9 protein-coding genes, 1 tRNA gene and 4 pseudogenes are annotated in these 12,557 nt (G+C 64.2%); 5 read left to right on the top strand and 9 right to left on the bottom strand.

The genetic code is table 11. The features are described from left to right. Positions 1-157: 157 nt before the first annotated feature. Genes ACIBL4_RS04980 through ACIBL4_RS04970 form a run of 3 tightly spaced genes read right to left on the bottom strand, consistent with a single transcriptional unit; the run spans position 158 to position 1,894 of the window. Complete coding sequence (locus ACIBL4_RS04980) at positions 158-871, bottom strand: DUF3618 domain-containing protein (protein WP_399406618.1); 714 nt, start codon at positions 869-871, stop codon at positions 158-160. Continuing rightward, positions 847-1,278 carry a phage holin family protein gene (locus ACIBL4_RS04975; protein ID WP_399406616.1) on the bottom strand — a complete coding sequence of 144 codons (432 nt, stop codon included), beginning with the start codon at positions 1,276-1,278 and terminating at the stop codon, positions 847-849. The genes ACIBL4_RS04980 and ACIBL4_RS04975 overlap by 25 nt, the downstream gene beginning before the upstream one ends. A 1-nt stretch (position 1,279) precedes the next feature. Further along, the gene (locus ACIBL4_RS04970) at positions 1,280-1,894 is read right to left on the bottom strand and encodes a hypothetical protein (protein ID WP_399406614.1); all 615 of its coding nucleotides are present in this window, start codon (positions 1,892-1,894) and stop codon (positions 1,280-1,282) included. Positions 1,895-2,034: 140 nt separating this feature from the next. Here ACIBL4_RS04970 and ACIBL4_RS04965 point away from each other — a divergent pair. Together ACIBL4_RS04965 and ACIBL4_RS04960 are read left to right on the top strand one after the other, a co-directional pair. Then, positions 2,035-2,380, top strand: a pseudogene (locus ACIBL4_RS04965) (YhjD/YihY/BrkB family envelope integrity protein); the annotation flags it as partial. A gap of 124 nt (positions 2,381-2,504) precedes the next feature. Next, positions 2,505-2,969: an ANTAR domain-containing protein gene (locus ACIBL4_RS04960; protein WP_399406612.1), complete on the top strand. Its 465-nt coding sequence runs from the start codon at positions 2,505-2,507 to the stop codon at positions 2,967-2,969. Positions 2,970-3,046: 77 nt separating this feature from the next. Here the strand turns inward: ACIBL4_RS04960 and ACIBL4_RS04955 are convergent. Then, positions 3,047-3,835 (bottom strand): annotated as a pseudogene (locus ACIBL4_RS04955) (DUF2382 domain-containing protein). 137 nt (positions 3,836-3,972) lie between these two features. Between ACIBL4_RS04955 and ACIBL4_RS04950 the strand changes: the two are divergent. Continuing rightward, a pseudogene (locus ACIBL4_RS04950) lies at positions 3,973-4,761 on the top strand (YihY/virulence factor BrkB family protein); the annotation flags it as partial. A gap of 201 nt (positions 4,762-4,962) precedes the next feature. On the opposite strand, the gene ACIBL4_RS04945 reads toward ACIBL4_RS04950, so the two are convergent. From ACIBL4_RS04945 to ACIBL4_RS04925, 5 genes and pseudogenes are all read right to left on the bottom strand, one after another. Next, positions 4,963-5,448 (bottom strand): DUF3618 domain-containing protein, encoded by a 486-nt coding sequence (locus ACIBL4_RS04945; RefSeq protein WP_399406610.1) that lies wholly within the window; start codon positions 5,446-5,448, stop codon positions 4,963-4,965. Then, positions 5,445-5,864 (bottom strand): phage holin family protein, encoded by a 420-nt coding sequence (locus tag ACIBL4_RS04940; protein WP_399406608.1) that lies wholly within the window; start codon positions 5,862-5,864, stop codon positions 5,445-5,447. The genes ACIBL4_RS04945 and ACIBL4_RS04940 overlap by 4 nt, the downstream gene beginning before the upstream one ends. A gap of 159 nt (positions 5,865-6,023) precedes the next feature. Continuing rightward, entirely contained in the window at positions 6,024-6,530 is a 507-nt protein-coding gene (locus ACIBL4_RS04935) for a phosphatase PAP2 family protein (RefSeq protein ID WP_399406606.1), read from the bottom strand. 94 nt (positions 6,531-6,624) lie between these two features. Then, positions 6,625-6,873, bottom strand: a pseudogene (locus ACIBL4_RS04930) (YhjD/YihY/BrkB family envelope integrity protein); the annotation flags it as partial. A gap of 487 nt (positions 6,874-7,360) precedes the next feature. Continuing rightward, a tRNA-Ser gene (locus tag ACIBL4_RS04925) sits at positions 7,361-7,443 on the bottom strand. Positions 7,444-7,622: 179 nt separating this feature from the next. On the opposite strand from ACIBL4_RS04925, the gene ACIBL4_RS04920 reads away from it, so the two are divergent. Both ACIBL4_RS04920 and ACIBL4_RS04915 read left to right on the top strand, forming a co-directional pair. Next, positions 7,623-9,797 (top strand): site-specific DNA-methyltransferase, encoded by a 2,175-nt coding sequence (locus ACIBL4_RS04920; RefSeq protein ID WP_388844861.1) that lies wholly within the window; start codon positions 7,623-7,625, stop codon positions 9,795-9,797. A gap of 7 nt (positions 9,798-9,804) precedes the next feature. Further along, entirely contained in the window at positions 9,805-12,405 is a 2,601-nt protein-coding gene (locus tag ACIBL4_RS04915; RefSeq protein ID WP_399406604.1) for a DEAD/DEAH box helicase, read from the top strand. Positions 12,406-12,557 lie beyond the last annotated feature (152 nt).

The raw sequence follows: 12,557 nt of genomic DNA, 5'->3' as shown, positions 1-12,557 counted from the left end.
GTGACGGTTGCGCTCCCGGCAAGGGCCAGCAGCAGGGCGGGAAGGAGGGAGGAGGACCCAGCCTGCGCGGCAGTCCCCGTGGTGCCGCACAGAGCCGGGCAGAAGGCGCCGACCGACTGTGCGCGACAGTCTTTGCCGGGCCGGCGAGGTGCACGGGTCAGACAGGGCCGGAGCTCTGCCCGCGGGCTTCGTCGGCCACCTGCTGCCCGGAGTCGCGGGCCTGCCCGGAGACTTGGCCTGCCTGGTCGCGGGCCTCCTCCTTGGTGGTCTTCGCGGCCTCCGCGGCGGTGTCCTTCACTTCCTGGGCTGCCTGCTGGGCGGCCTCGGTGGCGTCCTGCTTCAGCTGCTGCGCGGACTCGACGGCTGCCTCCTTGACCGGCTCGAGCGTTTCGCCGGCCTGCTCGGTGATCCGGGAGGCTGCCTGTTCCTCGGCCTGGGACGTCGGCAGGAGAGAGGCGGCCAGCAGTCCGGCGCCGAAGGCGATCAGCCCGGCCGCCAGCGGGTTGCCCTGCGTCTGTCGCACCGCCTTCTCCGGCGCCCGGCTCACCGCCTCACGGGCCTGTCCGGCCACCTCACCGACCTGACCGGCGGCCTGCCCGGCCGTCTGGCGCACCGTGTCCGCGGCCCCGCCGGTGCCTTCCTTCACCGACTCCGTGGCCTGCACCGTACGGTCCCGCGCCGTCCCCGCCGATTCGGCGACGGTGCCCATGACGCGGTCCCGAAGCCCGGACACCGCGCCTCGCACCCGCCGGGTGCGGCGGCGCACCATCTGCCTGGGTCGGGCTCGGTCGGCCAGCCGGTTGACGTTCTCCGACAGGCGTTCCCGGGTGGTGTCGATCTCGGACCTTATTTGGTCGGGTGCCGTGCCCATTGTGCGTCCTCCTTTAGGGTTTGCGCCGTCTGTTCCGGCTTGGGGGACACCTCCCGCATCCGGGAGCGGCCCATGACGTACAGCACAGCCGCGATCACCGCCCATACGGCGGCGACGATCAGTGCCGCCCAGCCGGCGTCCATCACGTTGGCCAGACCGAAAACGGCCGCGAGCGACAAGAAGAGCGCCACCATGTATCCGCCGAACCCGGCACCCCCGTACATCCCGGCGGCCTTGCCCGCCTTGGTGGCCTCCTCTCGGATCTCCGTCTTCGCCAGCTCCACCTCCTGACGGAACAGCGTCTGCAGATCCGACGTCACCGCCGACAGCAACTCGCCCGCCGAGCGGTCCGGACCCGCCTCTGGCTGTCCACCGGCTCCCGGCGACTGCGGATAGATCGACGACATCTCACACCCCCGGATGCGCCGGATAACCGGACAGCTCCGGCGGCGGCACCGGCGTGCCCGCAGGCAGCGTGCTGCTCTCCTCGCGCTCCAGCCCCTGCCGCCGAACGTCCTGAGACGAAGCCGACGGGGCCTGCGCGGCCTTGGTGCCGGCCTTGGCCAGGCGGCCCACCACCAGACCGGCCAGCACCGCCCCGCCCAAGAACGCCCCCGGCCGGCGGCGCGCGAAGTTCTGCAGGTCGCCTACCAGGCCCTCCACGCCGTGCTTGTCCAGGTAGTCCGCCGCGCGGTGGCCCTGATCGGCTGCCTGGACCGCCAGACTCCTGGCGGGCGAATCACCCGAGGCGTTCTCCGCCATGCCCGCGAGATCATCCGCCCACTGCCGCACCGTCCCGGCCAGCCGTTCCACCTGTCCCTGGCTCTCCCCCGCAACCCGCTCCCTGAGGTCGCGTATCGCACCGCCTGCCTGCGCGCGTGCTTCGCCCGCGACGGCCTTTGCCTGCTCGGCAGCCGTCCCGGCGACCTCGCCGGCCGCCTGCCCGGTCTGCGCGGCCACGGCCGACGTCTGTTCCTTCGCCTTCTGCCCCGTCTGCTGAACGCGACCGGCATCTTCACTCATGAGCCACTCCTCCCTCGGTGCTCCGAGGCGGCCGACGGAGTCGGCGCCTCCGGATCCGCGTCCATGAGCGGGTACCCCACATATCCACACAGAACAGTCAAATGGGGTGCAATCCGCTATGCCTTCGAGAGGCCGGTGCGTGGTCGATCGCGAAGTGGCCGGCGCTAGTCATCCTGGTCACGATCACGATCGCGATCCTGTACTGGGCGACACCCAACGTGAAGGGCCGCGGCCTCAAATGGGTCACGCCCGGCAGTTTCCTGGCGCTGGTCATCTGGATGATCGCCTCGGTCGCATTCGCGCTGTACGTGGCGAACTTCGCCTCGGGCCACGAACCTGGCAATTGTGCTGGGCCTGGGGTTCGACGCGGAGATGAACCGTCAGCGTGCTGTCGCGAGCGGTCACCCGGCCGAGGAGGAGCCGTACCTGGAGCCGCGCGACACCCGGAAGTGGGACGAGGACGATCGCCGCCGCCCTGAAGCGTGAGCGATGTGGCCAGCCCCGTCCCGCGGTCTGCTGGTGGGCTGCTCTTAAGAAGGCGGTGCCGCCGTGCCGCCCGAACTCCTCACCGCCCGTTGCCCACCCTGAGGCGGCAGGTCGGGGGCACCAGATGCGTAGGGCATGGTCCAGTGGACATGAACGCGGACACGCTCGGGCTCTGTCGCGGTTTTCCGGCCGTTCACCGACGGTGTTGGATGGCGCGCTGTCGCCCGGGCAGGCGTGGGACATGACTTCTGCTGATCGGCACCTACGGACCGGGTCCCTTCCAGCGGGTCACACCTCCGCAGCGGACGCCGCGGAGGAACTGCTGGCCCTGAGGGAGGAAAACCGTCAACTCAAAGAGGGCATGCTTGCCCACGCCCGCATCGACCAGGCCATGGGCGTGCTGGTCGCCTTGGGAGGCATGACTCCCGATGAGGCGTGGGACCTGCTGTGTGAGGTGTCGATGAACACCAACACGAAACTGCGGATGGTGGCCGAGGGGCTCGTCGGCTGGCCCGCAGGCGGGACACTGCCCGAGGACGTGCGCAAGGCTCTCGATGCTGCCGTCGCGGCCCAGCACCCGTCACCGTAAGGCAGCGTCTGGCTGGGAGTCGCAGGGTGGGAGACCGCCGACTGCTGGGCCCGGCTCCTGCGCCTTGTGGAATGGCGTTACGACTGACGCTTGTCCTCGGGCGCGTCGGCCTCGATCTGCTCCTTGCGGACCTCGCCGTGACGGTCTCTTCCTCGGTCCGCTCGTCGGTGGTGAGGCGGACCCTCTCGACCGGCTCGGCCCTGGTCTCCACGACAGGCCGCTCCTCGTACAGCGTCACTTCGTGCTCCGCTTCACTGATGTCCGGGCCTGCCATGGCCGCACCGCGGTTGGCTTCGGTGACCGGTTCGCACTCGACACCAACCTCTTCGTGGCGTACGGGGACGGTCTGCTGGACCTCTTCGGTGACGACGTACTTGCGCAGCCGGGCCCGGCTGACCTCCTGGTGTTCGGTGCCGACGTGCGTCTGCTCTTCGGAGCGGGTCATCGCGTCATCGCCGGTGGCTTCCGTGCCGGTGGCGGTTTCGGCGTCGGTGTGGGCCCAGCCGCCGGTCCCGGGCTGGTTGGCCTGCTGCCAGGCGACGTCCCAGTCGATGCGGTAGTGCTCGTACAGTCGGTGCTCTTCGTCCTGGGACAGGTGGCCGCCGGCGTCGACATCGACGTTCGGGGCGTCCTTGGCCTTCCTTGGCGTAGTGGACCTCCAAGTGGTCCGTGACGATGCGAGCGTCGTGGATGGGTACGAACGACTCGTTGGTTCCGAACGGGCCGGTCTTGACGCTGCCCCATTCCGGCTGGCCGGTGGCGCCATCGAGGAAGACGTGCTTGGCCTCGCCGGTCTTGTTGCCGTCGGCGTCGTAGACCGGATGGTCCAGCACGGTCGGAATCTGCTCGCGGGCGATCGCCGCGATACTCCTTCTGCTGGCGTCCGGCTAACTCTCGCAAACATCATGACACTTGCTAAATGGATCAATTCGGACGGATGTAGAGCGTGGAACATGCCGGGTGGGCGCGCGGATACCCGCCTGTCATGGCACGGATGATCACAATGCGGAGGCCGAGCCCGGACGACGGGAACGGCCGGGACACCGAAGCCCGGCGCGAGAGGGGGGTCGGACCGGATGAACAGGTGGAGCGGCGAGCCCCGGATGAGCCCACTCAGCTGCCTGGGCGCTCCTGGCGGGCGGTGCTGAAGGGCACCGTCAAAGAGTTCAAGGACGATGAACTGGCCGACCGGGCTGCGGCGCTGACCTACTACGGGGTGCTCTCCCTCTTCCCCGCGCTGCTGGTGCTCGTCTCCCTGCTAGGGATCGCCGGACAGTCGGCGACGCAGCAGGTGCTGGACAACCTCCAGAAACTCACCCCTGGATCGGCCCGTGACGTCATCCGCGATGCCGTCACGCAGCTGCAGGGCAACGGGGGTATCGGCTCGGTCATGGCGATCGTGGGCCTGGCGCTGGCGGTGTGGTCGGCATCCGGCTACGTCGCGGCCTTCATCCGTACCGCCAACGCCGTGTACGACACGCCGGAGGGACGCCCGGTGTGGAAGGTACTGCCGGTTCGACTGGGCGTGACGGTGGCGCTGCTCATCCTGGCGGTCGTCAGCGCGCTGATCGTGGCGTTCACCGGCGGCCTGGCCCAGCAGGCAGGTACTGCTCTAGGCGTCGGGGACACGGCGCTGACAGTGTGGTCGGTCGCGAAGTGGCCGGTACTGGTCGTGCTGGTGACGATCATGATCGCGATTCTCTTCTGGGCGACACCGAACGTGAAGGGCCGTGGCTTCAGGTGGGTCACGCCCGGCAGTTTCCTGGCCCTCGTGCTCTGGGTGATCGCGTCGTTGATCCACATCCATAGCGGGTAGACGGGTCGGCGTGGCTGACGTCGTACAGGCTGGATTCTGGGGGCTGGTGGCGGGCTCGGCGCTGCTGCTCGGTGCCGCGCTCGCACCTGCTTGAACAGGCCACCGGCGACCCCCGGCCGCTGAGCGCGCCGAGCGCCATGCCGACCGGCTTGTAGACGACTATCGATGCCTTCAGGGCTACCTCCCACCCCGGCGGCGCAGCAGCAGCCAAGCGGCCACCGCCACGCCGCCGGCCACGATCAGCGCAGTGCGGTTGTCGCGGGCGGCCTGGGCACTCTGCTGGGCTTTGACGCGGACCGGTTCGGGTGCCTTGTCCTGCCACACCTGACCCGCCTGTCCGGCCTTGGCCTTCACCTGCTCGGCAGCTGCGGTGGCCTTGTCCTTGACCGGCTCGGGCAGCTTGTCCTGCACCAGGTGCGCGGCCTCGGCCGCCTTCACCTTGACCTGCCCGGTCAGTTCTGCGGCCTTGGCGCCCGCCTGCTCCGTCAGCACGCCCACCTGTTCCTGGACAGCGGTCGCCTTCTCCTGTGCGCGGGACTTGACGTCCGTCTTGGCGGCCAGGTCCTCGACCGTCTCCCCGAGCTCCTGGCGGGTCTGCTCAACCTGCTCCCGCAGCTCTTCGCTGCTGGAGGCGGTGGACTCGTCGTGGGGCGGCTGGGTCATCGCTGTGCACTCTCCTTGATCTCGGCCACATCGGCCTTGACGCTGTCGATGGTCTGCTCGGGTGCCGGCGGTGCGGCCTGGCTGACCTCCTTCCTGCCCTTCACGGCCAGCACCGCGGTGATCACGCCGAGAACGGCGGTGACGATCAGGGCCGCGGCCCACACCGGGAGGGGAACAGCCAAGGCTGCGGTGACGGTGGCGACCAGGGCCTGCGCTGTCAGGAAGCCGACCAGACCGGCCCCGCCGAACAGGCCCCCGCCCTTGCCGTACCGCTTGCCCTTCTCCCTCATCTCCGCCTGAGCCAGCCGCATCTCCCCGCGAACCAACTCCGTCAGCTGCTGGGAGGCCCGCTGGACCAGATCACCCACCGGCTCCTGCGAACCGCTCGGGTCACGTTGGGAATGCTGCGTACTCATGACGGATCGCCGCCTTTCTCAGATGCCGGCAATAGTTGTCGCCGGGATGCAGGCGCCAACTTGTGCCGTTGAACGGCCCACGCCCGCCTCACCGGGTCCCGGGTGCCCGGATGCGGGTGCACCATCCGGCGGACCTGCGGTTTCGGTGGCTTGTGGCTGTCATCGCAGCAAGCGCACGGCCAGGCGGGGAGCACGACTTACCAAGGCGGCTGCGGCCAGGCCGATCGTGGCACCGACGGCGACGTCGGAGGGGTAGTGGGCGCCCGTATGTACGCGCTCGGCGGCCACCATGACGGCCGGCACCGCACACACCGCGCCCGCCCATGGCCACACCAGTGCCACCGCGGCGCTGAACGCCATCCCTGCGGCGGTGTGCCCGGAGGGGAAGGACGAGGAATCGGGGCGGTCATGGACCTCCTCGTGCGAGATCCATTCCTTCGGCGGCCGACACCGATGCCACACGCGCTTGAGGACACAGTTCGAGGCCAGTTCCGCCACGGCCATGCTCGCCAGGCCGACGGCCGCGGCCCTGCGTCCCCGCCACCCGGCGGCGGACAGGGCCACGGCCGCGCCCCACCACAGCTTGGTGTGCTCGGCACTCTCCTCCACCGCCGGCAGGACCCGCCGTACGCAGGCCGACCGCCACGACGCCACCCACCGCGTCATCCGGTGATCACCCTCACGAAGATCCGCCAGCACTCTCATGACCTGCGACTTCCCTGCCAGAGCAGCACCTAACTCCATGACCTCGGCGATTACTTCATTCGAGACGGCGCCGGTCTTCCTCGCTCCACGCCCGGGTGTCGCGGGGCGGGACATAGGGCTCTTCTTCCTCGGGCAGACCGCCGGCGACGGCGCGCTGGCGGGCCATCTCCGCGTCGAACTCCAGGCCGAGCAGGATCGCCAGGTTCGTGATCCACAGCCACACCAGGAAGATGATCACGCCGGCGAGGGTGCCGTAGGTCTTGTTGTAGGAGGCGAAGTTCGCCACGTAGAACGTCGAGCCAGCGCGGCAGTGTGCACCGGAGTGAGCCATGCCGCCACGCAGAAGGGGCAAACGAAACAGGATGGGGGCACCTGACGCTGGTCCGGCCCCATGTGCCAGGCACTGCTCGGCACTGATCCTGACCCATCCGCGGGCAACGAGACTCACCAGTGCACGATCTGGCCCACCATCTGGAAGACGCGATGGACCGGCGCCACATGAGCGCGGAAACCGTCGCCGATGCCAGTCAGGTCAGAAAGGGTTCTCGTGAGGCGGTGAGGTTGTAGTCCGCCGCCTGCGGCACGACGCCTGTTTTGGTGGCGAGCAGGGCCAACGGGTGCTGGGCGAACCTGCCTTGACCTGCAGAAAGATGTTCAAGGGAGGGGCAGGATCCGGCGCAGGGAGCGCTGCGTTGCTCGAAAAGAGCAACGGTCAAAAGACCGTGTGCGTTTTGCGTGAACGCAAAAAACTCCCGACCTGTATTTCTGCAGGTCAGGAGCCTTTTCCGGAGTGCCCCCGGCAGGATTCGAACCTGCGCACACGGCTCCGGAGGCCGTTAGCGAGGACCACGATGGTGCAGGTCACGACGGAGCCGACGGACCAGAACCTCGGCCTCGTCCACGCATAGTCCACGCAGAGCGAGAGTGCTGACGCCAGGGCTGGGGACCTGCGTCTGCTCCAACTGGCCCACTGCATGCTGGTGCACCCGATAGCCTTCCATGCGCTGGTGAAGCCAGGGAAGCACATAGTGGACGGCGGAAGGACAGGACCGAGTGTCGACGTTGAGCAACCTCCTGCGGCAGGTCGGACAGAAGGATCCGCAGCTGGCTGCCGACCTGGCTAGGGAGGTGGAAGCGCTAAGCCGGCGTCGCCGCTTCGGACTCAACTTTGAACGCCACGTGCCTGAGACGGTCGATCTGCCAGGGCGGCCGGTTCGCAAGGGTGACAAGGTGCGCTTCCTCGCCGAGCGCGGGGCCCGTCCCAAGTCAGTCGATCAGCGCATCTGGAGAGTCGTTGGTCTCACGCGTACTGAGAGTGGCCGCGTTGCCACCCTCACTCGTCAAGACACTTCCGATGCGGAGGTTGAGACCGCAACCCGCTCCGTAGATGATCTCGTCGTCGTAGCGGAGTTCCGTGACGCCATTTTCCCGGGCCTCATTTCTACTGGCAAAGTCGAGCGAGGGGGCGAAAAGCCGTTCCATTCTGTTATCAATGCGGAGAACTACCACGCACTGCAGACCTTGCTCTTCACCCATGAGGGGAAAGTCGACGCCATCTTCATCGACCCCCCATACAACACTCGCGACAATGATTGGAAGTACAACAACGATTACGTCGACCCTGAAGACGATTACGCCCACTCTAAGTGGCTGGCCTTCATGGAACGGCGTCTGAAGCTTGCGAAGCGCCTTCTTAACCCCGAGTCCTCTGCCCTTATCGTCACAATCGATGAGAAAGAGGTCCTTCGTCTCGGCCTGCTGCTTGAGCAAACCTTCCCTGAGGCCGCTATTCAGATGGTCACGTCCGTCATTAGCGCAAAGGGGGCAGTGCGGCGCGGGAAATTCTCACGAGTCGAGGAGCATATCTTTTTCTTGACCTTCGGGGGGGCGAAAATTCACCCGTGGGAAAGTAACATGCTCCCGTCATACAAGGAAACACAGGAAGACGAAGCCGCCGAAGAGGTAGAAGCTGCTCCCAAGCCAATCGAATGGCTTGGCTTGCGACGTAGAGAGCCGTCCAGCGTCCGCGGTTCGCGACCGAATCAGTTCTATCCCATCTTCGTGTCCCGTGAGGATGGGACGTTGCACTCTATTGGTGATCCGATCGATGACGACGTCGATCGATCTGCCGTTCCGGCCCCTGCGGGTACAGTCGCGCTTTGGCCACTAAAGCCTGACGGGACAGAAATGCTGTGGGGACTAACCCCTGAGGTTCTGAGGAAAAATTGGGCTAACGGCTACGCACGGGTTAAAAACTGGAAGCCAGCCACCGCAAAGGGTACGGTTTATTACCTGCCCAGTGGCACTATTGAGCGCATCCGCAAGGGAGAAATCACCGTCACTGGGCGAGCTGCGGATGGCGCCGTAGAAGGACACGTCACGCCTGACAGCTCAATTGTCACTCCGCCGAAGCGGGTGTGGAATATGGCGTCACACAATGCTGAGATCGGTGGTACAAGTATTCTCTCAGCGCTTATTCCAAAGCGCCACTTCCCGTACCCTAAGTCTCTGTTCGCGGTCGAGGACATCCTGCGCTTCGTTGTTGGCCCCAAAAAGGATGCTCTTGTCGTCGATTTCTTCGGCGGCTCTGGCACTACTGCTCATGCCGTTATGCGTCTGAATCGCCAAGACGACGGAGCCCGCTCCAGCATCGTCGTCACAAATAACGAGGTGTCGGCGAACGAGCAGGCTCGGCTGCGGACACAAGGATTGCGGCCTGGTGATGCCGAATGGGAGCGACTCGGCATCTGCGACTTCATTACTAAGCCGCGACTGCAAGCGGCAGTCACAGGTTTGACACCCGAGGGCGAGCCCGTTAAAGGAAAGTACAGGTTCGCCGACCCATTTCCTATGTCGGATGGCTTCGATGAGAACATCGAATTTTTTACGATGACTTATGAAGCTCCGCGAGCAATTGCACATCACCGTTCTTTCGAGGCTGTGGCTCCCCTGCTCTGGCTTAAGGCCGGAGCACGAGGACGTCGTATAGAGAAGGCGCGCGATGACTTTGATATCGCTGACTCATACGGCGTGCTTTTTGACATGGATTACTCGCACGACTTTCTGACCGCCCTTGCAGAGGTCGATAGCGTACGAATGGCGTTCATCGTGACTGACGACGACCGTAGCTTCCAAATGGTCTGCTCAGAGCTTCCAGGCCACGTAGAACCAGTGCGCTTGTACGAGTCTTATCTGACGAATTTCACAATCAACACGGGCAGGGAGTGACTGCACGATGCGATTCACGCTGAAGGAGTACCAGAACGACGCCGTGGGTCAAATGCTGACCTACTTCAGTGACGCCCGTGAGGACTTCCATCGGAAGGGTCGTAACGTCTCCTTCTCTCTCGCAGCCACTACCGGTGCCGGTAAAACGGTTATGGCCGCCGCAGTGATCGAATCGCTTTTCCTCGGCAACGATGATTGGGATTTTGAAGCCGACCAAGGCGCGGTAGTTTTGTGGTTCACAGACGATCCGTCTCTCAACGAGCAGACACGTTTGCGGCTAGTTGAGGCGGCAGGTGACCGCATCGCTCACTCCCAATTGCACGTGATCGAGAACACCTTCAATCGAGAGAAGTTCGAATCAGGAAAGGTATACTTCCTCAATTCGCAGAAGCTCTCGAAGAAGTCGCTGCTTGTCCGGGGAGCGGCAGAGGACGAACAGACACCTCTAGTAGAGCGCTCAGTGTCGCCGGACCTACGCGCCTTTACTATCTGGGAGACAATCAAGAACACCATCGAGGATGACCGCCTGACCCTTTATCTGATTCTTGACGAGGCACATAAAGGGATGCGGAAGCTCACTAAAAGCGACCGTGAGGATAGGACCACTATCGTCAAGCGCCTGGTCAACGGAGGTAGTGGGGTGCCTCCGGTCCCCGTGGTGTGGGGCATTTCTGCGACAATTGAACGGTTCTCGGAAGCGATGTCGCAGGCGCAAGGCCGCTTCACCTACCCGGACTATGAGGTTGACCCCGCCCTGATCCAGGAGTCTGGCCTCCTGAAGGACGACATTCGTCTCGACTTCCCCTCCGAATCAGGCGTGTTCGACACTGTCCTTCTAAAGCGAGGCACGCGAAAAGTACGCGAGTCAGCCGCGCAGTGGAAGCAATACGCCGAAGAGCAAGGCACGACATCGGACCCAGTGGTACCGCTCCTGGTGGTACAGGTCCCCAACACTCCGTCAGACAGCTTGCTCGTATCGGCCATCGATACAATCCGCGAAGAGTGGCCAGAACTGCCGGCCGGCAGCATCGCGCATGTATTCGGAGAACACGCAAACATCCAGTTGGGCGACTACGTGATTCCATACGTGGCGCCGGAAAAGGTCCAAGATAGGTCGCATATCAGAGTCATTCTTGCAAAAGATGCTATCTCCACGGGCTGGGATTGCCCTCGGGCTGAGGTACTCGTATCTTTTCGCCCGGCTACTGACAAGACGCATATCACACAGCTCCTTGGCCGCATGGTTCGGACTCCACTAGCGCGCCGCATTACCGGAAATGATCGCCTCAATTCCGTCGAGTGTGTCCTCCCGTTCTTCAATCGCGCGACCGCCACTGGGGTCGCCGAGATCCTCCTCGGAAAGAGCTCTGGCGACGACAGTGAAGACGGATCTGGAGGTTCCGGCGGAGGCGAGGGACGCCGCGTCCTCTATAAGCCGGTCGACATGGTCGTTAATCAGGCGGTCCCCGCGGAAGTTTGGGATGCATTTGATGCTATGCCGTCCCAGACCCTTCCACGTAAAGCAGCAAAGCCTACCAAGCGACTAACGGCACTTGCCCAGGCTCTCTCACGCGACCACCTCTTGCCTGACGCGCGGAAGGTTGCTTACGCGGAACTATTCGCAGTTCTCGATGGCTTGATGGCTCGATACAAAGAGCAGGTGCAAGTCGCAACGACTGGCATATTGGATGTCAAGGGAGAGACGCTCATTGCCTCCGTTCACAACAAAAATGTTGTTGTAGCGGAAGAATTCACTGAGATCGCGGATGAGCGCTCGGTGGATTCAGACTTCAAAGTTGCGCAACGTCTCCTTTCCCCGGATCTGGCACGCAAGTATGCCGACCATATCGCAGTGGAGGATGATGACGATGATGGTCTTTTTGATGCTCACGTAAAAGTCGCTGCCTTGGCGCAAGTCAACGGTGTTCAGGCGGCTGTCGATCGGGAGGCCGACGCCCTGGCGACCAAATGGCTTTCTCAGTTCCGGGTAGCCATCAAGGGACTGACGGACGAACGCAAGGCCGTCTATGACGACATCATCGCGATGTCTGTAGAGCCGCAGCGCACCGGAGTTGCACGACCCAAAGTTCGGTCCGAGGAAACAGAGTATTCGGACGGTAGCAAGGTCGTGACTAAGCCTGGACACCTCATGGCTGACGAGAACGGTGACTTCCCCATTTCATCGCTCAACCAGTGGGAAACGAAGGTTCTAGAGTCGGAGATGGGGCAGCCAGGCTTCCTGGCTTGGTATAGGAACCCGGGACGCGCCTCTGAGGATTCGCTCGCAATCGCTTATAAGGACGGCAAGGGTGATTGGCGGCGCATGTGTCCTGACTTCATCTTCTTCCATGGTGATCTCTCTGATGTGAAGGTCTCCATTGTCGATCCGCACGGCTTCCATCTCCGGGACGCTCTCCCTAAGTTGGTGGGTCTGGTGGACTTCACTGAGGAGTACGGCACTGAATTCCACCGCATCGAGGCTGTGGCAGAGACGAAGGACAAGAGGCTTCGAGTGCTCGACCTAAAGAGTTCTTCGGTGCGAGAAGCTATTAAGGGAGCGAGCGACGTGGAACAGCTTTATCTGTCCGCGGCTGCGACAGATTACTGAGCTTGTCAGGTCGACGGGGCGCCGAAAGCGCGGTCGGCGGAGCGGCTTTGGGGTGGCGCTGCTTTGGCGCGAGTGATCATGGCCCCGTAAGCTTTCGGCGCGTCGGGCAGTCTGTGGACCTGCCCGGTAAAGCACGACGTTGGGGCCATGAT

The sequence above is a fragment of the Streptomyces sp. NPDC050416 genome (assembly GCF_044458845.1).
Classification (GTDB): Bacteria; Actinomycetota; Actinomycetes; order Streptomycetales; family Streptomycetaceae; genus Streptomyces.
Note: the sequence above shows the minus strand (reverse complement) of the source record. Positions and strands in the feature narration are given on the sequence as shown.

Coding starts and splice junctions, on each gene's coding strand:
- ACIBL4_RS04940 (WP_399406608.1), bottom strand. CDS start 5,864: ATGAGTACGCAGCATTCCCAACGTGACCCGAGCGGTTCGCAGGAGCCG.
- ACIBL4_RS04980 (WP_399406618.1), bottom strand. CDS start 871: ATGGGCACGGCACCCGACCAAATAAGGTCCGAGATCGACACCACCCGG.
- ACIBL4_RS04935 (WP_399406606.1), bottom strand. CDS start 6,530: ATGACGCGGTGGGTGGCGTCGTGGCGGTCGGCCTGCGTACGGCGGGTC.
- ACIBL4_RS04945 (WP_399406610.1), bottom strand. CDS start 5,448: ATGACCCAGCCGCCCCACGACGAGTCCACCGCCTCCAGCAGCGAAGAG.
- ACIBL4_RS04970 (WP_399406614.1), bottom strand. CDS start 1,894: ATGAGTGAAGATGCCGGTCGCGTTCAGCAGACGGGGCAGAAGGCGAAG.
- ACIBL4_RS04960 (WP_399406612.1), top strand. CDS start 2,505: ATGCGTAGGGCATGGTCCAGTGGACATGAACGCGGACACGCTCGGGCT.
- ACIBL4_RS04915 (WP_399406604.1), top strand. CDS start 9,805: ATGCGATTCACGCTGAAGGAGTACCAGAACGACGCCGTGGGTCAAATG.
- ACIBL4_RS04975 (WP_399406616.1), bottom strand. CDS start 1,278: ATGTCGTCGATCTATCCGCAGTCGCCGGGAGCCGGTGGACAGCCAGAG.